The organism is Amycolatopsis sp. NPDC049688, from assembly GCF_040674975.1.
Lineage (GTDB): Bacteria > Actinomycetota > Actinomycetes > Mycobacteriales > Pseudonocardiaceae > Amycolatopsis.
Genome location: NZ_JBFANY010000001.1, coordinates 496,867 through 516,352, shown reverse-complemented (window position 1 = coordinate 516,352; position 19,486 = coordinate 496,867). Strand labels below are relative to the sequence as shown.

General features: G+C 73.5%; 20 protein-coding genes. 9 read left to right on the top strand and 11 right to left on the bottom strand.

Features of this window, described 5'->3' with window-relative positions:
* Nucleotides 1-287 precede the first annotated feature (287 nt).
* Complete coding sequence (locus tag AB0J55_RS02200; protein ID WP_364241527.1) at nucleotides 288-635, bottom strand: HPF/RaiA family ribosome-associated protein; 348 nt, start codon at nucleotides 633-635, stop codon at nucleotides 288-290.
* Between the two features lie 178 nt (nucleotides 636-813).
* Between AB0J55_RS02200 and AB0J55_RS02195 the strand changes: the two genes are divergently transcribed.
* Nucleotides 814-1,641, top strand: coding sequence for an NAD(P)H nitroreductase (locus AB0J55_RS02195; protein WP_364241525.1), 828 nt, complete (start codon nucleotides 814-816; stop codon nucleotides 1,639-1,641).
* A gap of 94 nt (nucleotides 1,642-1,735) precedes the next feature.
* Complete coding sequence (locus tag AB0J55_RS02190; protein WP_364241522.1) at nucleotides 1,736-1,960, top strand: hypothetical protein; 225 nt, start codon at nucleotides 1,736-1,738, stop codon at nucleotides 1,958-1,960.
* Nucleotides 1,961-2,019: 59 nt separating this feature from the next.
* Here AB0J55_RS02190 and AB0J55_RS02185 read toward each other — a convergent pair whose 3' ends face one another.
* On the bottom strand, nucleotides 2,020-2,358 hold the full coding sequence (locus tag AB0J55_RS02185) for a hypothetical protein (RefSeq protein ID WP_364241520.1): 339 nt from the start codon (nucleotides 2,356-2,358) through the stop codon (nucleotides 2,020-2,022).
* Between the two features lie 202 nt (nucleotides 2,359-2,560).
* Complete coding sequence (gene ppdK / locus AB0J55_RS02180) at nucleotides 2,561-5,242, bottom strand: pyruvate, phosphate dikinase (protein WP_364241517.1); 2,682 nt, start codon at nucleotides 5,240-5,242, stop codon at nucleotides 2,561-2,563.
* 443 nt (nucleotides 5,243-5,685) lie between these two features.
* Between ppdK and AB0J55_RS02175 the strand changes: the two genes are divergently transcribed.
* The 3 genes from AB0J55_RS02175 (at nucleotide 5,686) to AB0J55_RS02165 (ending at nucleotide 8,834) form a co-directional block, all read left to right on the top strand.
* Complete coding sequence (locus tag AB0J55_RS02175) at nucleotides 5,686-6,921, top strand: acetyl-CoA hydrolase/transferase C-terminal domain-containing protein (protein WP_364241514.1); 1,236 nt, start codon at nucleotides 5,686-5,688, stop codon at nucleotides 6,919-6,921.
* A 121-nt stretch (nucleotides 6,922-7,042) separates the two neighbouring features.
* Nucleotides 7,043-7,651, top strand: a complete 609-nt coding sequence (locus tag AB0J55_RS02170) for a hypothetical protein (RefSeq protein ID WP_364241511.1) — start codon at nucleotides 7,043-7,045, stop codon at nucleotides 7,649-7,651.
* A gap of 178 nt (nucleotides 7,652-7,829) precedes the next feature.
* Nucleotides 7,830-8,834 carry a hypothetical protein gene (locus AB0J55_RS02165; protein ID WP_364241509.1) on the top strand — a complete coding sequence of 335 codons (1,005 nt, stop codon included), beginning with the start codon at nucleotides 7,830-7,832 and terminating at the stop codon, nucleotides 8,832-8,834.
* Nucleotides 8,835-8,868: 34 nt separating this feature from the next.
* Here AB0J55_RS02165 and AB0J55_RS02160 read toward each other — a convergent pair whose 3' ends face one another.
* The 5 genes from AB0J55_RS02160 to AB0J55_RS02140 form a co-directional block, all read right to left on the bottom strand.
* Entirely contained in the window at nucleotides 8,869-10,461 is a 1,593-nt protein-coding gene (locus tag AB0J55_RS02160; protein WP_364241506.1) for a PAS domain-containing protein, read from the bottom strand.
* A gap of 121 nt (nucleotides 10,462-10,582) precedes the next feature.
* On the bottom strand, nucleotides 10,583-13,312 hold the full coding sequence (locus tag AB0J55_RS02155) for an AAA family ATPase (RefSeq protein WP_364241503.1): 2,730 nt from the start codon (nucleotides 13,310-13,312) through the stop codon (nucleotides 10,583-10,585).
* Between the two features lie 75 nt (nucleotides 13,313-13,387).
* Complete coding sequence (locus tag AB0J55_RS02150) at nucleotides 13,388-13,849, bottom strand: hypothetical protein (protein ID WP_364241501.1); 462 nt, start codon at nucleotides 13,847-13,849, stop codon at nucleotides 13,388-13,390.
* A gap of 25 nt (nucleotides 13,850-13,874) precedes the next feature.
* Nucleotides 13,875-14,441, bottom strand: coding sequence for a VOC family protein (locus tag AB0J55_RS02145; protein WP_364241498.1), 567 nt, complete (start codon nucleotides 14,439-14,441; stop codon nucleotides 13,875-13,877).
* Between the two features lie 114 nt (nucleotides 14,442-14,555).
* The gene (locus AB0J55_RS02140) at nucleotides 14,556-15,224 is read right to left on the bottom strand and encodes a TetR/AcrR family transcriptional regulator (RefSeq protein WP_364241496.1); all 669 of its coding nucleotides are present in this window, start codon (nucleotides 15,222-15,224) and stop codon (nucleotides 14,556-14,558) included.
* A gap of 129 nt (nucleotides 15,225-15,353) precedes the next feature.
* Between AB0J55_RS02140 and AB0J55_RS02135 the strand changes: the two genes are divergently transcribed.
* The gene (locus AB0J55_RS02135) at nucleotides 15,354-16,262 is read left to right on the top strand and encodes an SDR family NAD(P)-dependent oxidoreductase (RefSeq protein ID WP_364241493.1); all 909 of its coding nucleotides are present in this window, start codon (nucleotides 15,354-15,356) and stop codon (nucleotides 16,260-16,262) included.
* A gap of 45 nt (nucleotides 16,263-16,307) precedes the next feature.
* Here the strand turns inward: AB0J55_RS02135 and AB0J55_RS02130 are convergent, their stop codons facing one another.
* Complete coding sequence (locus tag AB0J55_RS02130) at nucleotides 16,308-17,174, bottom strand: S1 family peptidase (protein ID WP_364241491.1); 867 nt, start codon at nucleotides 17,172-17,174, stop codon at nucleotides 16,308-16,310.
* Nucleotides 17,175-17,266: 92 nt separating this feature from the next.
* A complete protein-coding gene (locus tag AB0J55_RS02125) occupies nucleotides 17,267-17,674 on the bottom strand; it encodes a hypothetical protein (RefSeq protein WP_364241489.1) in 408 nt (135 codons plus the stop codon).
* 219 nt (nucleotides 17,675-17,893) lie between these two features.
* Here AB0J55_RS02125 and AB0J55_RS02120 point away from each other — a divergent pair, with 219 nt between their 5' ends.
* The 3 genes from AB0J55_RS02120 (at nucleotide 17,894) to AB0J55_RS02110 (ending at nucleotide 18,987) form a co-directional block, all read left to right on the top strand.
* Nucleotides 17,894-18,190 carry a hypothetical protein gene (locus AB0J55_RS02120; protein ID WP_364241486.1) on the top strand — a complete coding sequence of 99 codons (297 nt, stop codon included), beginning with the start codon at nucleotides 17,894-17,896 and terminating at the stop codon, nucleotides 18,188-18,190.
* Nucleotides 18,191-18,333: 143 nt separating this feature from the next.
* A complete protein-coding gene (locus AB0J55_RS02115) occupies nucleotides 18,334-18,684 on the top strand; it encodes a hypothetical protein (protein WP_364241483.1) in 351 nt (116 codons plus the stop codon).
* 90 nt (nucleotides 18,685-18,774) lie between these two features.
* Nucleotides 18,775-18,987: a three-helix bundle dimerization domain-containing protein gene (locus AB0J55_RS02110; protein ID WP_364241480.1), complete on the top strand. Its 213-nt coding sequence runs from the start codon at nucleotides 18,775-18,777 to the stop codon at nucleotides 18,985-18,987.
* Nucleotides 18,988-19,072: 85 nt separating this feature from the next.
* Here AB0J55_RS02110 and AB0J55_RS02105 read toward each other — a convergent pair whose 3' ends face one another.
* Nucleotides 19,073-19,252, bottom strand: a complete 180-nt coding sequence (locus AB0J55_RS02105; protein ID WP_364241478.1) for a hypothetical protein — start codon at nucleotides 19,250-19,252, stop codon at nucleotides 19,073-19,075.
* Nucleotides 19,253-19,486: the final 234 nt, after the last annotated feature.

Sequence of the window (19,486 nt, the reverse complement as noted above, 5' to 3'; positions counted from 1 at the left end):
CCCGCACCCCTTGCCGACCCGGCCCGTCCCTCCACGCTCGCGGCCGAAAACGCACGGGCATAGAGCACAACGTCACTTCCGCCGGCCCCGGTGGACTTCCGTCCCGCCGCCCGGTGACCTCGGCCCCTGGGTCGCCGTTGCCGCCGGCGCAGCCTGGGCTGGTTCATCCGGTCCCGCCGGCGACGCGACCGGATCGGGCCCGCCGTGAAGCGGGCGGTCCCGGCCGCGAACACCGTCACCCGGCCCGGGCTGGGGCACGTCCGCTCGCGGGGCGGCCGGCGCGGACGCTAGGGGTTCGCGCGCGGGCGCCGGATGGTGTCCCCGCCCTTGTGGTGCCGGGCCCGGCCGTACTTGGTCTCCAGCACGCTCTCCAGCTTGTGCGTGGCACCCTGGCACGCTTCCAGCACGGTCTCCGCGTGGTGGGTGACGACGACCGGTGCGTGGCCGGCGGGACGCGCCTCGAGCACGCACCGCCGGTGCCGGTCACCGGGGTTCGCGTCGCCACCGACGTGGACCTGCAGGATGTCGATGTCCCCGGCGAACCGCGCCAGCGCCGTCTCGAACTCGCCCGTGAGGCGCTGGGCCAGCTCGTCGCCGCCGTGGACCTTCTTGCTCGTGTCGATCCTGATCTCCATGCCCCAGATCCTGTTCGGCGGGCACGTGCTCTCCCAGGTCCGGAAGTCCTCGGCCGCGAGGACCAAAGGCGTCCGGCGGCATGGCGGCGACGATGTCCCGAAGGCCCTCCGGGCGAGGCCCTCCGGCTCTCCCGGCGCACCGCGGCCCGGTGCCACCGTGGGAACCGGAGGCGAACCGATGGACCGACGAATTCCGGACACCGCCACCGTCGAGGCCGCGGTGGCCCTCGCATTGCGTGCCCCGTCCGCGGGCAACGCCCAGCCGTGGAGCTGGCGGATCGGGTACAGCACGCTGCACCTCTTCGCGGACGTGGACCGCCCGGCGTCCGAGCCCGACCTCGGCGAGCGGGACGTGCTGCTCGGCTGCGGCGCGGCCCTGCACCACGTCCGGGTGGCCTTCGCCGCTCTGGGCTGGGACGCCGAAGTCCGGCGGCTGCCGGATCCGGGCGACCCCGCGCACCTGGCCGTGGTGACCCCGCACCCCGCCGGGCGGCCGACGGCCGGAACGACCGCCCTGGCGGCCGCCATCCCCCGCCGCCGCACCGACCGGCGCCCGCCCGCGGCGTGGCCGGTGCCCCGCGAGCACCTCGACGCGCTGGCTCGCGCGGCAGCCCGTGAGGACACGAGGCTGGATGTGGTGACGGAGGCCGTCCGGGAAGGGATTTCCGGGCGCCGGCCGGGCGCGCTCGGGACGGGCGGCGAAGTGCTCGTGCTGGCCACGGCCACCGACGACCGGATGGCCCTGCTGCGCGCGGGTGAGGCGACCAGCGCGGTGCTGCTCTCCGCGACCGCGCTCGGGCTCGCGTCCTGTCCGCTCCCCGCCTCGCGGGACGCCCTCGAAACGTTCGCCGGCGCCACGCCGGCGCACCCCCAGGTCCTGTTGCGGGTCGGGTGGGCGCCACCCGGGTCCGAGCCCCTGCCGCCGACGCCGCGGCGCCGCTTGGGGCACGTCCTGGAACCCCTTCCGGCGCCACCCAAGTACCACCACCGGCTCGTCACCACCTGACCGCGCAAGGAGGACGACCATGTCCACAAAGGACCGGAACCGCGCGGCGAAGCATCGACCGTCACCCGCGGCTGACGAGGGAAGGTGAAGTGAGATGGGTTTCCTGCACCAGGAGAACAATCCGGGGCCTGCCCGTGCGGGCGGGTTCCCCAGCGGACTGCGCGTGCGCGCCCACGGCGGCCGGTTCGACGGACGGACCGGCGTCGTGGTCGGCCGGAACCCCGACCTCCGCCCGGGCTCGGTCTGGGTCGAGTTCACCCCGGGCCACGCCCGGCTCGTCCCCGGGTACCGGCTCGACGTCCCCGACCCGGAAGACTGAACCGCCCGCACCGGCAGAGGAGGGGCGCGATGCCCGGGACCACCGGGTCCGGCCGGCCGTCACCGGGGCAGCGAAGGCGTGCCATCCGCACGGTGCAGCGGCACGCACGCGACGGTGACGACGAAGCCGAACTGCTGGCGATGCTGGGGCTCGACCACCCGGATCCGCCGCCGGGCGGCCCTCGCCGTCCGCCCGGCCGGTTGACTGTCCCAGCCGACTTCGGGATCCGGCTCGAGGAAAGCCACCGCGGTGCCCGCGATACCCAGAGCCGGCAGGGACCAGGCCGCGGTCCGCTCGGCGCCGAAGGGACGCGCGGAGATGCGCTGGCCCGCGAGATCCGGCGTCGACAGGGCCATCAGGATCAGGCCGCGCGCGCTCGCGCTGACGAGCGTCGCCACGGTCTCGAACGTCGATCCCAGTTCGGGGCGCAAGCGAAGGAGACAACGATCATGCGGCCGTACTCCTCCGCTCTTCCAGGTTCTTCCCGACGCTGCTTCCCACCACTGACCGAGGAGGGTCCGCGGCACCCGCCCCGCCCGACAGGGACCAAAGTCCTCTGTGGATACCCCAAAGTCCCTCGGGAGCAACAGGCCTCGGCGCTCAGCGGTTGTCGACGGCACTGTCGGCCCGGCCGACGGCGGCCCGGCCGGCCTCGAGCCGGGCGACCGGCACGCGGAAGGGCGAGCAGGACACGTAGTCCAGCCCCACCTCGTGGAAGAACCCGATCGACGCCGGATCGCCGCCGTGTTCGCCGCACACGCCCAGGACGAGGTCCGGGCGGGCGGCCCGGCCCGCCGCCACGGCGTCCGCGACGAGCTTGCCGACGCCGTCCCGGTCGATCGTCTCGAACGGCGACACCGGGAACACCCCTTCGGCGACGTAGACGGGGAAGAACGCGGCTTCCACGTCGTCGCGGGAGAAGCCCCACACGGTCTGGGTCAGGTCGTTGGTGCCGAACGAGAAGAACTCCGCCGACCCGGCGATGCGGCCGGCGGTCAGCGCCGCCCGGGGCAGCTCGATCATGGTGCCGATCCCGTACGGGAATTCCGCGCCGCGGACGACCTCGTCGAGGATCCGCCGGGCCCGGCCGGCCATGATGTCCAGCTCCCGCACGTCACCGACCAGCGGGATCATGATTTCCACGCGCGGTTCGCCGCCCGCCCGGACCCGGGCCGCGGCGGCTTCGGCGATGGCCCGCACCTGCATCTCGTACAGACCCGGCACGACCAGTCCGAGCCGGACCCCGCGGGTGCCCAGCATCGGGTTCTGCTCGTGCAGCCGTTCCACCGCGCGCAGCAGCCTTTCCGGCGCGTCCGGCCGGTGCAGGGCCCGCGCCACCGCCACCTCGGCGGTCAGCGCGGTGCGGTCGGGCAGGAACTCGTGCAACGGCGGGTCCAGCAGCCGGATGGTCACCGGCCGCCCGTCCATCTCTTCGAGGATCGCCTCGAAGTCTGCGCGCTGCAACGGAAGCAACGCCGCGAGGGCCGCTTCGCGCTCCGCCGTGCCCTCGGCGAGGATGAGCCGTTCGACCAGCACCCGCCGGTCACCGAGGAACATGTGCTCGGTGCGGCACAAGCCGACGCCGGTCGCCCCGAGGCGACGGGCCCGCCGCGTGTCCTCCGCGGTGTCGGCGTTCGCCCGCACCTCCAGCCGCCGCCGCGCATCCGCGTGCGTGATGATCCGGTCCACCGCCTGCAACAGCGCATCGTCGCCGGGCTCACGGCGACCTTCGAAGTAGTCGACGACCGGGGACGGCACCACGGCCAGCTCGCCGAGGTACACCTCGCCCGCGGTGCCGTCGATCGAGATCACGTCGCCCTCGGCGACCACCGTGCCGTCCGCGGTCGTGAACCGCCGGTTCACCACGTCGACGTCCAGCGATTCGGCCCCGCACACGCACGTCCGGCCCAGCCCGCGCGCGACGACGGCGGCGTGCGACGTCTTGCCGCCGCGGCTGGTCAGCACCCCGCGGGCGTGGATCAGCCCGTCGAGGTCGTCGGGGTTGGTTTCCTTCCGCACCAGGATGACCGCGGCCCCCTCCTCGGCCCGGCGGACCGCGGTGGCCGAGTCGAACACCGCCTCACCGACCGCCGCGCCGGGGGACGCGGCGACACCGGTCGCGACCGGCGAAACACCGGTCTCGGCGAACCGGGGGAACATCAGCTGGGCCAGCTGCGCGCCGGTGACCCGCCGCAGTGCCTCGTCGGCGTCGATCACGCCTTCCTCGCGCAGCGCTTCGGCGATGCGGAACGCGGCGGCCGCGGTGCGCTTGCCGACCCGGGTCTGCAGCATCCACAGCTTGCCGCGCTCGATGGTGAACTCGATGTCGCACAGGTCGCGGTAGTGCTCCTCCAGCGTCCGCATGATCCCCAGAAGCTGCTCGTACGCCCGTGGGTGCAGGTCGGCGAGCCGGTGCAGGGGCAGGGTGTTGCGGATACCGGCCACGACGTCCTCGCCCTGGGCGTCGGCGAGGTAGTCGCCGTAGACACCCGGTGCCCCGGTGCCCGGGTCACGGGTGAACGCGACGCCCGTGCCGGAATCCTCGCCCAGGTTGCCGAACACCATCGCGCACACATTCACCGCGGTGCCCAGATCCTCGGGGATGTGCTCGGCGCGGCGGTACACGTGGGCGCGGTCGGTGTTCCACGATTCGAACACGGAGTTGATCGCGAGGTTCAACTGCTCCCGCGGGTCCTGCGGGAACTCCCGGCCCGCCTGTTCGCGGACGATGTCCTTGAACGTGCCGGTCAGCGCCCGGAGATCGGCCGCGTCCAGGCCGAGGTCACCAGTGACGCCCTTGGCCTGCTTCGCGGCCCGCAGCGCGCCGCTGAAGTGCTCGTCGGCCACGCCCAGCACCGTCGTGCCGAACATCTGCACCAGCCGCCGGTAGGAGTCCCAAGCCAGCCGGTCGTCCCCCGACCAGGAGGCGAGCCCGGCCACCGAGTCGTCGGTCAGCCCGATGTCGAGGACGGTGTCCATCATCCCCGGCATCGAGAACCGCGCGCCGGAGCGGACCGAGACCAGCAGCGGCCCGTCCACCTGCCCGAGTTTGCGGCCCATCGCCCGCTCCAGCGCGTGCAGGTGCTCCTCCACTTCCCCGGCCAGTTCCTCCGGCGGCGCTCCGGTGGCCAGGTAGGTCCGGCACGCTTCGGTGGTGATCGTGAACCCCGGCGGCACCGGCAGTCCCATCACCGTCATCTCGGCGAGGTTGGCTCCTTTGCCGCCGAGCAGCTCCGCCATGGCGCGGTTGCCCTCGGCGAAGTCGTACACGTACTTGCGCATCGTCGTCTCCTGTCGGGATCCGAAGTGGACCGGGCACGGCCTGGACCCCGGGCGCCCGGACGAGGCCGTCGCCCCTGGGGACCGGGAGCGACACAGGCCCGGTAGTGGTGGCCGGGTGGCGAGCAGGGGGAAGGGGACGCGCCCCGGGCCACCACCACCGTCCTGCGCGAGGGCGCCCGCTCCGGGAGTGGTCGGGGGGCTGCGGGCCGTCCCTCGGCGTTCACGATTCTCTTCGGCGGCGTCGTTCCGGAGGGCGGAAAGTCACCGTGTGAGAGGAAGAAGGACCCGGATCGCGATCATGCCGGCGCCGGAGTCACCACCCGCCCAAGGCGAGTACCCGGTGCGGCGCCGGAGACCGCGGACGGGCATGATCGGAACCAGGCAACGGATCCGGGAGGACGCGGCGTGGCGCGAAGCAGTGCAGAACGGCGGGCCGGGTCCTGATGCGGATCGTGTCGGAGAGCCGGTTGGCGGCGGTACTGGCCGGGGTGCCGGCAACGCCGCGGGTGGTGGTCAGCGGGAACTTCGCGACGCCGGCACGGGCGCTGGCCGTGCTGGACGCGGCCGTGGCGGAGTACCGGTTGTTCGCGCTGAACGCGCAAGCGGGGCTGCCCGACCGGCCGGGCGTGCTGCTCGAGACGCCCTTCGTGGGGCCGGGAATGCGGGGCCGCGCCGGACTGCGGTACTTCCCGTCCCGGCTGTCGCTCGTGCCGCAGCTGCTCAAGCAGGGGCTGCCGCCGGACGTCGTGCTGGTGCACACCACGGCACCGGTCGACGGGGTGGTGTCGCTGGGCACCGAAGTCAACATCCTGCCCGCGGCGATCGAAGCCGTCCGCGCTCGCGGCGGCCTTGTCGTCGCCCAGCTCAACCCGCACATGCCGTTCACCTACGGCGACGGCGTGCTGCCGGTCGACGAGATCGACTACGCGCTCGAAGCCGAGGAGCCGCTGCCCTCCCCCGCGCTGCGGGCGCTGGGCGACACCGCACGCATCATCGGCGCGCGGGTGGCGGATCTCGTCGCCGACGGTTCGACGCTGCAGCTGGGCATCGGCGGGATCCCCGACGCGACCCTGGCCGCGCTGACCGGCCACGCGGGGCTCGCGGTGTGGTCGGAGATGTTCAGCGACGGCGTGCTGACCCTCGACCGCGCCGGGGTGCTCGATCCGGCCGAGCCGGTGACGGCGTCGTTCGTGTTCGGCAGCCCGGAGCTGTACAAGTGGGTCGACCGCAACCCGCGAGTCCGGCTGCTGCGGACCGAAAAGACGAACGACCCGGCGGTGATCGCCCGTCAGCGCGCCCTGGTCTCGGTGAACAGCGCCCTCGAGGTCGACCTGTTCGCCCAGGCGAACGCCAGCCGGGTGCGCGGAACGATCTACTCGGGTTTCGGCGGGCAAACGGACTTCGTGGTCGGCGCGCTGCACTCGCCGGGTGGGCGGGCGATCATCGCCCTGCCGTCCTGGCACCCCAAGGCCGGCGTGTCGACGGTCGTGCCGCGGCTGACCGGGCCGGTCACCTCGTTCCAGCACAGCTTCCTGGTCAGCGAACACGGCGTCGCGACGATCTGGGGCCGCGACGCGGACGAGCAGGCCCAGCAGATCGTGGACCGGGTCGCGCACCCCGACGCCCGTGAGGAGCTGCGGATGCGCGGCCGCGAACTGGGCTTCTCCCTCGGCGCCTGAGTGGTCGTTCCCCCGGCCGGGAGCCGTATCGGCGCCTAAGGGCTCCCGGGATGAGGACCTTCGGCACCAGAGCGGGCGGCTGTTGCGGCCGAGACTGGGAGCCGAGCAAACGGAGGTTCTCATGTCGATCCGACCGGATGAAAAGAAGACCAGCACGACCCGGGTTCCGGTCCAGCGGACCACCGAACCGGCGCCGATCCCCGATTTCGCCGCCGGTCCCGCGGTCGCCGGGAAGTCCCTGGCCGTCCTGCGCGTCGCCACCGGATTCATCTTCCTGTGGGCGTTCCTCGACAAACTGTTCGGCTGGGGATACGCCACCCCCTCCAAGGGCGCCTGGATCCACGGCGGCTCACCCACCAAAGGCTTCCTCAGCGGCGTCGACACCGGACCGTTCCAGACGATGTTCCACACCTGGGCCGGCACCTGGTGGGCCGACACCCTGTTCATGCTCGGCCTCGCCGCCGTCGGCATCGCCGTCATCGCCGGAGTCGGACTGCGCCTCAGCGCCGCCGCAGGCACACTCATGATGCTCATGATGTGGACCGCCGAATGGCCCCTCGCCCTCACCACCAGCACCGGCGAAGCCACCCACTCCACCAACCCCATCATCGACTACCACATCATCTACGCCCTCGTCCTCATCGCCCTCGCCGCCGCCGCGGCCGGAAACACCTGGGGACTCGGCCGCCGCTGGGCCCACCTCACCGGCAACCGCACGTGGCTCCGCTGAACAACCCCGCCCCAAGGCGCCCGCCGACCGGCGGGCGCCTTTCCGTTGTGGGCACCGGAACAGCCCACTCCAGCGACCACTGGTGACCTTGTGCTCTTTCCCGCTTCGGCGCCCCTGCGGGATCCTCGCCTCGAGCCATCCGATCCACTGTGCGCCGCGCCGCGGCGCAGGGAGAAACATGACGTCAGCCATCACGCCGATCGGCCTGCTGGACTCCGACCAGGTCAGGTCCGTGATCGGGGCCGCGGTACTGGCACCGTCCACGCACAACACCCAGCCGTGGCGGTTCCGCTGCACCCCGATGGGTATCGAGCTGCACGCCGATCCCGAGCGCGCGCTGCCGGTCGTCGACGCCGACCGGCGGGAGCTGCTGTTCTCCTGCGGCGCCGCGCTGTTCAACCTGCGCACCGCCATCCAGGCGCTCGGTGCCCACCCGGCCACGACGTTGCTGCCCCGGCGTGACGAGCCGGACCTGCTGGCCGTCGTCCGGCCGTTCTCCGCCGGCAAGCCCGACCCGCGGCTCGTGGAGCTGGCCGACGCGATCCCGCGGCGCCACACCAATCGCACGCCGTTCGCGCAGGCCGCCATCCCCGCCGCCACGGTCACCAGGCTGCGCCACGCCGCCGAGCTCGAACAGGCCTGGCTGCCGCGGCTGGACGCGGTACAGCTGGACCGGCTCCGGGAACTGGTCAACAAGAGCCACCACGCCCAGCTCGCCGATCCCGCCTTCGTCGCCGAGTGGCGGTACTGGACCGGCCGCGACCGCACCAGCCGCGACGGCGTCCCCGACTACGCCGCCGGCGCGATGCCCGCCGACGACGGCGGCTGGATCCTCCGGGACTTCGGCGCCCGGCCCGCACCGCGGCGCGGCCGGATCGGCGAAGGCGACCCGCTGGTCGTGGTCATCGGTTCCTTCGACGACACCCGGCTCGACCAGCTCCGCGCCGGGCAGGCCATGCAGCGAGTCCTGCTGACCGCGACCGCCGCCGGGCTCGACGCGTCGTTCATTTCGCAACCGGTCGAAGTCCCCGCCGTCCGCACCGAGCTGCGCGATCTGCTCGGTGGCGGGCTGTGGCCGCAGATCGTCCTGCGCCTGGGCCGCGGCAAGCCCGTGGCGTGGACGCCACGACGCTCGCTGGCCGACGTTCTGCTGCCACCGGACCGGTTCGCTTCTCGGCCGTAGCGACCGGCGCGGCGGCCCGCACGGGCCGTCCCGGCTAGCGCGCCGCCGAGGAGGAGACGTCGCCGGCCAGGGGAACCTCCCAGGTGACGATCGTGCCGCCGGCCGGGCGGGCGGTCACCGTGAGGGCTCCGCCGGACCCGGCCAGGTCCTCGTCCGGTGCTGCCGGGGCCCCGTCGTCTTCGACCTGGGCGAAGAGGCAGCCGGGCCGCAGTTCGACGGTGACGGTCACGTGCCGGGCCCCGGACCGGCGGGCCACCCCCGCCAGCGCGGCGTCCAGAACCGCCATCAGCCGATCCCGGACCGGCCCGCGCAGCGCGGTGTCGAGCCGGCTGTCGAGCCGGGAGGTCATGGCGACGTCCGAGGTTTCGGCGGCCGCGTCGACGAGGTCCTGGATGCGGCGGTGCAGCGCCCGCTCGCGCGCGGGTTCGGCGTGGATGGCGAACACCGTCGAGTTCAGCTGCTGGATGACCTCGTCGACCGCCCGCGCGGCGGCGCGCACCCGGCGGGCGGCGTCCTCGCGCTGGATGATCTTGAGCGCACCGGTCAGCCCCGAGGCGATCGTCGAGAGCCGGCCGACGACCGCGGTGTTGAGCTCGCGCGCGATGCGCTCCCGGTCGTCCAGCACCGACAGGAGCACCGCGTCCCGGCGCCGCTCCGCCAGTTCCAGGACGATCGCGGCCTGGGCGGTGAACAGCTCCAGCGACCGGACGACGCTGGTCGGGGTGATCGGGTGGCCCGGTGCGTTGACCACGGCCAGTACCCCGCGCACGGCGTCCGGTGGCCCCAGCGGCACCCCCAGCGCGGCCCCGACGGCCACCTCGGGTGCGAGTCCCGCGTCCCGCGCGGCCGGCGACGCGTCCTCGCTGATCACCGAGCGGCCGGTCCGGAAGACCCGCACGCTCAGCGGCTCCCGGGCCGGCCCGGCCGCGCCGGTCAACGGCAGCCGCAGGGAGCGGTACGCGCCGGCCTGCGCTCCCGCCGAGGCGGCGACGACCAGGTGTTCGCGGGTGTCGTCGGGCACCAGGACGAGCGTCTGGTCCACCCCGGCGATGGTGCGGGCCCGGGCCGCGATCAGTTCCAGCACGTCCTCGGCCGGCGCGTCGGCCAGCACCGCGGCGCTGATGCCGAGGGCCGCGGCCAGCTGCTCGTTGGCCTGGTGCAGTTCCTGGCTGCGGGCGAAGACCTCCGCCTGCATCGCCTGCCGCTCCCCGGCCCCGGCGTCGTTCGGCGGCAGCCGTTCCAGGAAGGGGGTGACCTCTTCCACGCGGTGCAGGATCCACCGCACGGAACCGTCCTCGCCGGGCACGGGGGCGTTCACCGTGCTCCAGATGCGCTGCTCGACCACCCCGGGCTGCCCGGCCACGGCCACGTCGTAGCGCTGCAGCGGCATGACGTGCCGCTGCCCGGTCGCCAGGACGCGCTCCAGCGACGCACGCAGGGTCCGGGCCCCGCGGGGGTCGTCGGGGAACGAGGTGAACACGTCCTGCCCGACCAGTTCCTCGCGACCGCGGCCGGAAACCGCCAGGTAGGCGTCGTTCACCGCGAGGAAGACCAGGTCACGGGACAACACGGCGGTCGGCGACGGGCCGGCCAGGAACACCGCGGCGAAGTCCATGCCCTGTTCCATCACGCCTCGTTCCCGGCACCGGCCTCGACGTACCCCGCTTCGACCGCCTGCATGTCTAGCATCAGCGGAACACCACGCGCACGCCCGTACCGCCGTCCGGGTACACCCGCGCCCGATACGCTCACGCGCCTGCGAGCGCGGCGTCGCGCAGCTGACGGCGTGAGCTGATCCCGAGCTTCCCGAAGACTTTCCGCAGGTGCCATTCGACCGTGCGCGGGCTCAGGTACAGCCGGGTGCCGATCTCGGGGTTCGAGTAGCCCTCCGCCGCGAGGCGGGCGATCTGGAACTCCTGGGACGTCAGCTCGCCCGCCGGCTCCGCCGTGCGCTTGCGCGCGGTCTCCCCCGTCGCCTGCAGCTCGCGCCGGGCCCGGTCGGCGAAAGCCGCCAAACCCATCGTGGCCAGCTGTTCGTGGGCCGTGTGCAGGTGCGGCCGGGCGTCCACGCGGCGGCCTTCGCGGCGCAGCCATTCGCCGTACAGCAGGTGGCTGCGGGCGAGGTCCACCCGCAGCGGCGTCCGCTCGAAGCACGCGATCGACTCGCGGTAGCCGTCGTCGGGGTCGGTGCCGCCCAACGCGCGCACGCGGGCGTCCATGCCCTTCGCCTCCGCCGTTCCGGCCGCGGCGGCGCGCTCCGCGGACCGCGCTGCCGCGGCCGCCAGCAGGGCTTTGTCCCCCGTCCGGGACGCCGCCTCGGCCAGTTCGGCGGTGGCGAGGCCCTGGAACCCCACCACGTCGTGGTCGAACACCCGGCGGGCCGCGGCCAGGGCGGCGTCGTGGCGGCCGAGACCGTTGTACAGCACCGCCCGTCCGTAGTCGGCGAAAGTCACCAGCCGGAGCTGGCCGCGCGCCGACGCTTCGCGCGCGATGTCCTCGAACCCCGCCCGTGCTTCCCGGCCGCGGAACGCCTCGAGCAGCATCGCCGCGTAGCCGACCGGCGCGTTGCCCGTCACGTCGGCGATCACGCGGTCCTCTTCGGCCGAGGCCGCCGCCGCGGTGAGCTCGCCCGCGAGCAGTTCGTTGACGCCGAGGAAGTTGAGCGCGAACTGCAGCTGCACCAAGGCGCCGGCGTCGCGGGCGAGCTGGACCTGGCGCGCGGCGAACGCCCGGGCCGCTTCGAAGTCCGCCGCTTCCGTGGCGATCATGCCGCCTGCCCGGTTGCCCAGCAGCCACAGCACCCGCCCGGTGTCCTCGGCGGAGACGTCCAGCGCCTGCACCGCCGCCAGGGCGCTGGACAGCAGCGGCGCCGCGGCTCGGTAGCCGTCGGTGAGCCGGGCGACCAGGGCGTCCAGGACGAGGTCGACCGCGCGGGGCGGCACGGGCGCCGGGGGCGCGGCCCGGGCGGCTTCGGCCGCCGCGGCGAGCCCGCCCGCGTCCGAACCGGCCCACAGCGCCGCCCCCAGCGCTTCCAGGTACGTTTCCCGCGCCCGGTTCGCGTCGAGCGGGGTGAGCTGCCCGGCCGCCCGCAACAGCAGGCGGGCCGCCTCGCCACCCCGTCGCCGGTCGAACGCGATCTGCCCGCGCAGCCGCTCGGCTTCGGCGGCGCGCCCGGCGTCGGGCGGCCCGGCCGCCGCCGAATCGAGGAGGCCGAGTGCCTCCTCGAGCGCGCCGGCGTCGCGCTTGACCGCCGCCGCCGCGAGTTCGCGTTCCGCGCGCCGCGCGGGTTCGGGCGTCAGCAGCGCCGCCTGCTCGAAGAACGCGGCCGCCGCGACCAGGCCGCCGCGGGCCCGGGCCCGGCCCGCCGAGCGTTCCAGGTCGGCGGCGACGTCTTCGTCCGGCGAGACGGTCGCCTGCGCGCGGTGCCAGGCCCGCCGGTCGGGGTCCCGGTCCGGGTCGGTGACGTCCGCCAGGGCCCGGTGCACCTCCTGCCGGTCCCGGGCCGGCGCCGACCGGTAGACGGCCGACCGGACCAGCGGGTGGCGGAACCGGATCCGGCGGCCGAACTCGATCAGCCCGGTCGCTTCGGCCGCCGTGGCGGGGTCGGCGCCGAGCCCCAGCCGGCCGGCCGCGGCCCAGAGCAGGGTGGCGCCGCCGAGGGGCTCGGCGGCGGCGATGAGCAGCAGCCGCCGGGTGTCGGCGGGCAGCGGCTCCAGCTGCTTGACGAAGCACTCTTCGATGCGCCCGGCGAGGGGCACGGGCTGCCCGAAGGCGTCGGCCGCGGTCCACGCGCGGGGCAGTTCCAGCAGGGCCAGGGGGTTGCCGTGGGTCTCGGCGATGATCCGGTCGCGGACGCGGGCGTCCAGCGGGCCCTTCACCACCGAGGCCAGCAGCGCGTCCGACTCGGCCTCCCCCAGGCCGCCGACCGGGAGTTCGGGCAGCCCGGCCAGGTCGGGCTCGTGGCCGCCGTCGCGCAGCGCGAACACCACCGCGATCCGCTCCGCGAGGAGCCGGCGGGCGACGAAGGCGAGGACCACCGCGGACATCCGGTCGAGCCACTGTGCGTCGTCGACCAGGCAGAGCAGCGGCTGTTCCTCGGCGACGTCGGCGAGCAACGTCAGCACCGCCAGCCCGACCAGGAAGCGGGTCGGCCGGGCACCGGCGCTGAGCCCGAAGGCCGTGCCGAGCGCGTCGCGCTGCGGCCCGGGGAGGCGGTCGAGCCGGTCGAGGAACGGCGCGCACAGCTGGTGCAGCCCCGCATAGGCCATCACCTGCTCGGCTTCGACGCCGGCGGCGCGCGCGACGCGGAATTCCCGCGCCTGCGCGCCGGCGTACTCCAGCAGCGCGCTCTTGCCGATCCCGGCCTCGCCGCGCAGGACGAGCACCTGGCCCCGCTCCGACCGGGCGCCGGCCAGGAGCCGATCGAGGGCGGCGCATTCGCTGTGCCGGCCGATCAGCGCCGGTCCACGCCCCGGCATGCGCACCTCCCACAACCGTCCGGCGACGGCGGTGCCGGGCGAGCCGAACAGTAGCGCAGCGCGGGGCCCGGCCGATCAGGCGTCGTCGCGGTCTCCCGCGGCGCGCGCCTCGATGGCCCTGGCGGTCTTCGCCAGTTCACCGCCGAGGACGCGCTTGCCCACGAGCCCGAGCAGGCCGCCGAGCAGCCGGCCCTTGAGGTTCTTGCCTTCCCGGACCACCACGGCGTCGACCTGGGTCGCCCCGTCCGCCAGCCGGGTGAAGGTGTAGGTGTGCCCGGAAGCACCGCCCCAGGTGTTCGAATCGGTGGTCGTCATGACGACCCGGGCCGGGTCGGACCAGTCGTAGCGCAGGCGTTCCCAGATACCGCCCGAACCTTCGGTGACGTCGGCGTGGGCGGGTCCCTGTTCGTGCACCCGCAGGTACTCGCCCGAGCTGCGGCCGAAGAGCTTCGCGCGCTCCGGGCCGAAGTCGGTCAGCCCGGCGAGGAACTGCTCGGGGGAAACGGTGGTCACCTGGCGCAGGTGGATCGTGGACATCTCGTTCTCCTGGCTGAAGCGGGGGTCAGGCGTGGTCGGTCATGTACTGCGCGTACCAGACGGGCCATTCCTCGTCGTACTGGCCGGTTTCCTTCTCGTGCTCGCCGTGCGCGGCGGCGGCCTCGCGGAGGGCCTTTTCCAGCTCACCGGCCGAGCCGTAGGTGACACCGGTGACGCGGCCGGGGAAGCGGGTGGTGATCTCCTGCAGCAGCCAGGTGTTGCCGTCGGGGTCGCTGAAGGAGGCGAAGGAGCCGTAGGTGCCGTGGTCGGGGTGGACGCCCGGGGCGAAGGCGCCGGTGTCGTCGCGGTGGAAGACCTCGCTGACGTCGACACCGTGTCCGGCCAGTTCGGCCCGGGCGGCTTCGATGTCGTCGACGACGAGGTAGGTGCCGCGGACCGAGCCGGGGGTGGCGTCGGTGAGGCCGGTGCCGAAGTGGATCGAGGCGGTCGATCCCGGCGGGGTCAGCTGCACGACGCGGGAGGTGCCGAAGGCGATGTCGGCGTCTTCGCGCCAGCCGAGGGTCTTGTAGAAGTGCTTGGTGCGGTCGACGTCGGTGACGGGCAGGACGACGACTTCCAGCTTCATGTCCATGGTCGGGCTCCTTCTCTCCGGTGGCGGCGGGGTTCGCCGCCCGCCACTGAAGAGTGGCCCCCGGCGGCCCTCCTTCGCCCCAGGGAGACACCCTGGTCCGGCCCGGGCCGGGGATCAGCCCTGGCGCGCCATCGCCCCGGTGATCAGCAGGGTCAGCCCGTGCTCCAGGGCCGGCGCCAGGTCCAGGTGGAGCGCGGCCAGCGCCGGGTCCGCCTCGTACGCCGCCCGGACGCTGGGTGACGGGCGGCAGTGCGTCCACAGCCCGCCGGTCAGGATCATGGCCAGCAGGCACACCGGCACCGCTTCGCCGCCGACTTCCGGTACCGCCCGGCGGAGGAGCCCGGCCATCGTGTCCAGGCCACCGAGCGCCGACCGCTTGAACCGCACCACGACGTCGGTGGACACGTTGCGCTCCAGGACCGCGGCCTGCGCGCCGATGAGGTCGCACAAGACGGTGCGGCGGGCCAGCGAGCGAGCGGCCACCGCCGCGAACGCCGCGGCCCGCTCCGGCGCCGTGCGGGCCGGGTCGACCCCCGCGGCCAGTTCGTCGGCGACCTCGGCCAGCCAGTCCTGCAGCGCGCGGTCCAGCAGCTCCAGCAGCACGGCTTCGCGGGATTCGAAGTAGCGCAGGACGTTCGACTTGGCCAGGCCGACCCGGCGGCTGAGCTCGTTGAGGCTCACCTCGGCCACCGGCATCTCGTCGAGCATCTTCAGCGCCGTGTCGAGGATCGTGCGGCGCCGCTCCTCCCGCTGCTCCGCGCTGCGCGCCCGCTGGAACGTCATGAGACCAGCGTAACGCCCCGGCCGCCGAATTGGAGACCGGCAGTCTCTTGACATCAGACCACCGGTTCCTTAGCGTCGGAGGCATAACAGACCGGCGGTCCGAAAGGGCCGTGACCCAGGAGGACTGCCATGAGCGAGAACTGGACCGAGCGCGACGTCCCGAACCAGCGGGGCCGCGTGGCCGTGATCACCGGCGCCAACACCGGCCTCGGCTTCGACACGGCGAAGGTGCTGGCCGAGCGTGGCGCGACCGTGGTGCTCGCCGTCCGTGACGTCGCGAAGGGCAAGCAGGCGGCCGCGCGGCTGGGCGCGGACGCCGACGTCACCGTGCAGGAGCTGGACCTGTCGTCGCTGGAGTCCGTCCGGTCCGCGGCGGCCGACCTGCACGCGACGCTGCCGAAGGTGGACCTGCTGATCAACAACGCCGGCGTCATGTACCCGCCGCGCCAGACCACCCGCGACGGCTTCGAGCTGCAGTTCGGCACCAACCACCTCGGGCACTTCGCGTTCACCGGCCTGCTGCTGGACCTCCTGCTGCCGGTCGAGGGCTCGCGGGTGGTGACGGTCGCGAGCATCGCCCACCGCATCCGCGCGGCGATCCACTTCGACGACCTGCAGTGGGAGCACTCCTATGACCGCGTCGCGGCGTACGGGCAGGCCAAGCTGGCCAACCTGATGTTCGCCTACGAACTGCAGCGCCGCCTGGCCCCGCACGGGACGACGGCGTCGATCGCCGCCCACCCCGGCGTGGCCCGCACGGAGCTGATGCGCAACTCCCCCGCGGTGGCCCGCGCGCTGTTCCCGGTGGTGGCCCCGCTGTTCACCCAGAGCTCGGAGCGCGGCGCGCTCCCGATCCTGCGCGCGGCCACGGATCCCGCCGCCCTCGGCGGCCAGTACTACGGCCCCGCCGGCCCGGGCGGCTACCGCGGGCGCCCGCAGGTGGTCGCGTCCAGCCCGCAGTCCTACGACGCCGCGGTCCAGCGCCGGCTCTGGGCCGTCTCGGAGGAGCTCACCGCCGTGAAGTTCCCGGTCGGCTGACCGGCCGGTTCTTCGTGCCGGACACTGCCCGCCGACAGCGCCCGGTCAGCCGCCGATCCGGGCGCCGACCGCCGCCAGTGCCGTGGTCGCCGGCTGGAAGAACGTCACGCCGCCGGTCCGGCAGTTGCCGCTGCCGCCGGAGGTCACGCCGATCGCGCTGCCGTCGCCGGTGAACAGCGGGCCTCCGCTGTCGCCCGGTTCGGCACACACCGTCGTCTGGATCAGGCCGGTCACCCGGCCCTCCGGGTAGTTCACCGTGGCGTTCAACGCCGTCACGCGGCCGTTGTGCAGCCCCGTCGTGCTGCCCATCCGGGACACCTGGCCGCCGACCTGGGCGGCAGCCGCCCGGGTGATGTTCACGAGGCGGCCGCCGCCGGTGTCGACGGCGCTGGGGGCGCTGGTTGCCGCGTTGTCGTACGTCAGCAGGGAGAAGTCGCCATTGCCGGGGAAGGTCGACTTCTGGACGGTGGCGACCGGGCGGCCGCCCTGGGTGAGCGACCACCGCCGGCCGGCGGCGGCGCAGTGGCCCGCGGTGAGGATCGCCGGCCTGCCGTCGTTCGTGGTCACGTTGAACCCGAGTGAGCAGCGGGCCCCGCCGGCGAAGATGGCGTCGCCGCCCTCGGCGAACAGGCTGAGCACCCCGGGCGTCCGCTCGACGCGGACCGCCTTCCCGCGGGTCGCCGCCAGCAGGCTGTCCCACTTGGCGCCCTGCACGGTGCTGTCGGCCGTGACGAGCGTTTCGCCGGTCCGCGTGTCGACGGCCCAGGCGGTGCCGGTGATGGACTGGGCCACCTCGCCGGTGCCGGCCGCGTCCGCCTGCGGGAGGGCGATCGCCGCGGTCCCGGCGGCCAGCGCGGCGGCCGCCGCGGCCAGGACCTTGCCCCGGCTGATCTTCCTGTGTCGGGAGCGCATCGATGACCTCCGTAGCCGTTGATCACTTCCTGCAGTGATCCACGGCCGGGCAGAGCGGCCGGTTCGAAAAACCGAACGTTCCTGCCCGGGTCTCAGCTGCCTGCGCGGTACGCGGCGATCCTGATCCGCAGGCCACGCAGGTGTACCAGGTCGATCGCGAACGCCGAAGCCGGCTGGTACCCCGGGGCGGGCGAGTCCGTCCGGCAGGGCCCCGTGAGGTACACGAACTCGTCCTCCGGATCGTACCGCGGCTCCGACCAGACCGCCGCCTCCCCCGCCGCGCTGTCGCCTCGGCGGGCGCGGGCCAGCCAGTAGACCGGCAGCTTCAGCACCTCGCCCAGCACCTTGTCCAGCGCCGGGAGGTCGCCTTCGGCGACCGCGAGCCCGCGGCCGGCCCACACGCGCGGCGCCCAGTGGCCGCCGGCGGCGGTGTGCGTGAAGGTCGCCGTGTCGCCGGACGCGGTGACGGTCCACTCGGCAACGGTGGTGAGGGTCGGCATCGGCAGCCTCCTGCGGTCGCGGCCCCCAGGTCCGGCACACCGTAGTGGATCATGGCCGGGCCGTGATACCACCGGTGGCCCGCGGGTCACCGGGCCGACCGGCCAGTGTGCGCCGAAGAACCAGGTCAGCGCGACCACCTCGATCCCCGCGCCAGCTGTTGTTCATCCGATATTCACCCACGGATCTCCAATGCGGGTAACCGTGCGAGGCTGGACGGCGTGCACCACGAACAGCCTCAAGAACTCGTGCCCCGGTCGGTCGCCGAGCTCGCCGCGGATCCGGCGTGGACGGTCACCCGCACCGGCACGACCGGTCAGTGGCTCACCGCCGAGCGGGTCGTCGAGGGCAACGGGCACCGGCGCCTGATCGGCCTGACCCCGATCCGCCCCGGCACCGTCGCCCTCATGCTGTGGTCCGGCGGCGAGGTCGTCGAGCACGTCCGCGGCACCGAAGCCGACGTCTGCGCGACCGCACACCGCTGGGCGGCCGGCTTCCTGCCCGGCGAGCGGCTTTAAGGCCCGGGGCGACGGCTGTTCCACTCCGGACTACCGGCCCTGAGCCGGGTCCGGCTTGCGCCTGTACACCCGGTCGAGCCCGGCCGGGTGCGGGCTCGACCGGTAGCCTGGCCGGCGGCGAACCGGACGAAGGCACGGGACGAATGAGCGAGACCGATCCGCACATCCACGTCGAGCGGAAGGTGGTCGAGGCCGGCCCCGAGGTCCGCAACCTGATCTCCTCGACGCTGGGCCGCGCCACCGACGCGCCGGGTGCCGTCACCACCGGTTGCGGGCTCCGGGTGCCCTACGCGATGACCTCGGTCCGGCCCGAAAGCGTCACCTGCCTCGCCTGCCGGGAGCACGCCCACCGGGAGTACCTGCGCTTCGCCGGGCAGATCGAGCGGCTCGGCCGCGGCCCGATGCCGGGGGTGAACATCACCGGCGCCCAGCTGGCCGAAGCGGCGGAACGGCTCCGCGACTTGGCGAGAAGGTTCTCCGGCGAAGGCCACTAGTCCGTGAATTCTTCTTGTTCACCTCGCGTTCATTTCCCGGTCGTCTCATGGGGCATGTTCCCGGTACTGCCGCCGACCGGAAGGTGAACGATGAGCACTCTGGACACGATGGCCACCGAGCAGCTCGACACGCACCTCGCCCAGCTCGAGGACCGCTTGGGCAAGGACTACGCGAACGTCACCCGCAGCCGGCTCCACGCGATGGTCGACCGCGAACGCGCCCGGTTCGCCGGAGCCCGCATCCACGCCTTCGTGCCGATCCTGGTCGAACGGGCGGTCCGGGCGGCGCTGACCACGCCCTGAGAGCGCTTTCCGCCGGTTTTCCCGCCAAAAACGGCCGCGATCGGATGGGTCTTCCGGTCGCGGCCGCAGGGCGGGGAAAAACCCTTCAGTTGTAGCCCATCTCGTCGGGCGAAACGCGGTTGTACCCCATTTCGTCGGGGTTGTCGGCGAGAACCGCCGTCGAAGCCGCGCCCTCCGCCGTGACGGCGAAAGCAGCGGAAGTACTCAGGACACCAGCCGCGAAGAGGGTCAACGCGACCGTCGCGACCGCTCGGCGCACCCGCATCATTCCTCCGGTGGTCAATCGGGGCGAAACTGGCTTTCGGGCGCTGCGGACGCTCCCAGGTCCGGCACAACCACCGGACAACGGATGGTTAAGAACCCGCCAACGCCAGACGGCCATATCAGGTGCCGTCGCATTTCCGAACAATGCTGGAACTCCGTGTTTCCGGAATCGGAACCACGGGTGGCCGGACGACGGGACAGCTACGCCGAGTACACCTCTTGTTCAACATCCGTT

Coding starts and splice junctions, on each gene's coding strand:
- AB0J55_RS02130 (WP_364241491.1), bottom strand. CDS start 17,174: ATGCGCTCCCGACACAGGAAGATCAGCCGGGGCAAGGTCCTGGCCGCG.
- AB0J55_RS02200 (WP_364241527.1), bottom strand. CDS start 635: ATGGAGATCAGGATCGACACGAGCAAGAAGGTCCACGGCGGCGACGAG.
- AB0J55_RS02105 (WP_364241478.1), bottom strand. CDS start 19,252: ATGCGGGTGCGCCGAGCGGTCGCGACGGTCGCGTTGACCCTCTTCGCG.
- AB0J55_RS02175 (WP_364241514.1), top strand. CDS start 5,686: ATGCGGATCGTGTCGGAGAGCCGGTTGGCGGCGGTACTGGCCGGGGTG.
- AB0J55_RS02165 (WP_364241509.1), top strand. CDS start 7,830: ATGACGTCAGCCATCACGCCGATCGGCCTGCTGGACTCCGACCAGGTC.
- AB0J55_RS02110 (WP_364241480.1), top strand. CDS start 18,775: ATGAGCACTCTGGACACGATGGCCACCGAGCAGCTCGACACGCACCTC.
- AB0J55_RS02160 (WP_364241506.1), bottom strand. CDS start 10,461: ATGGAACAGGGCATGGACTTCGCCGCGGTGTTCCTGGCCGGCCCGTCG.
- AB0J55_RS02140 (WP_364241496.1), bottom strand. CDS start 15,224: ATGACGTTCCAGCGGGCGCGCAGCGCGGAGCAGCGGGAGGAGCGGCGC.
- AB0J55_RS02135 (WP_364241493.1), top strand. CDS start 15,354: ATGAGCGAGAACTGGACCGAGCGCGACGTCCCGAACCAGCGGGGCCGC.
- AB0J55_RS02145 (WP_364241498.1), bottom strand. CDS start 14,441: ATGGACATGAAGCTGGAAGTCGTCGTCCTGCCCGTCACCGACGTCGAC.
- AB0J55_RS02170 (WP_364241511.1), top strand. CDS start 7,043: ATGTCGATCCGACCGGATGAAAAGAAGACCAGCACGACCCGGGTTCCG.
- AB0J55_RS02195 (WP_364241525.1), top strand. CDS start 814: ATGGACCGACGAATTCCGGACACCGCCACCGTCGAGGCCGCGGTGGCC.
- AB0J55_RS02150 (WP_364241501.1), bottom strand. CDS start 13,849: ATGTCCACGATCCACCTGCGCCAGGTGACCACCGTTTCCCCCGAGCAG.
- AB0J55_RS02190 (WP_364241522.1), top strand. CDS start 1,736: ATGGGTTTCCTGCACCAGGAGAACAATCCGGGGCCTGCCCGTGCGGGC.
- ppdK (WP_364241517.1), bottom strand. CDS start 5,242: ATGCGCAAGTACGTGTACGACTTCGCCGAGGGCAACCGCGCCATGGCG.
- AB0J55_RS02125 (WP_364241489.1), bottom strand. CDS start 17,674: ATGCCGACCCTCACCACCGTTGCCGAGTGGACCGTCACCGCGTCCGGC.
- AB0J55_RS02155 (WP_364241503.1), bottom strand. CDS start 13,312: ATGCCGGGGCGTGGACCGGCGCTGATCGGCCGGCACAGCGAATGCGCC.
- AB0J55_RS02115 (WP_364241483.1), top strand. CDS start 18,334: ATGAGCGAGACCGATCCGCACATCCACGTCGAGCGGAAGGTGGTCGAG.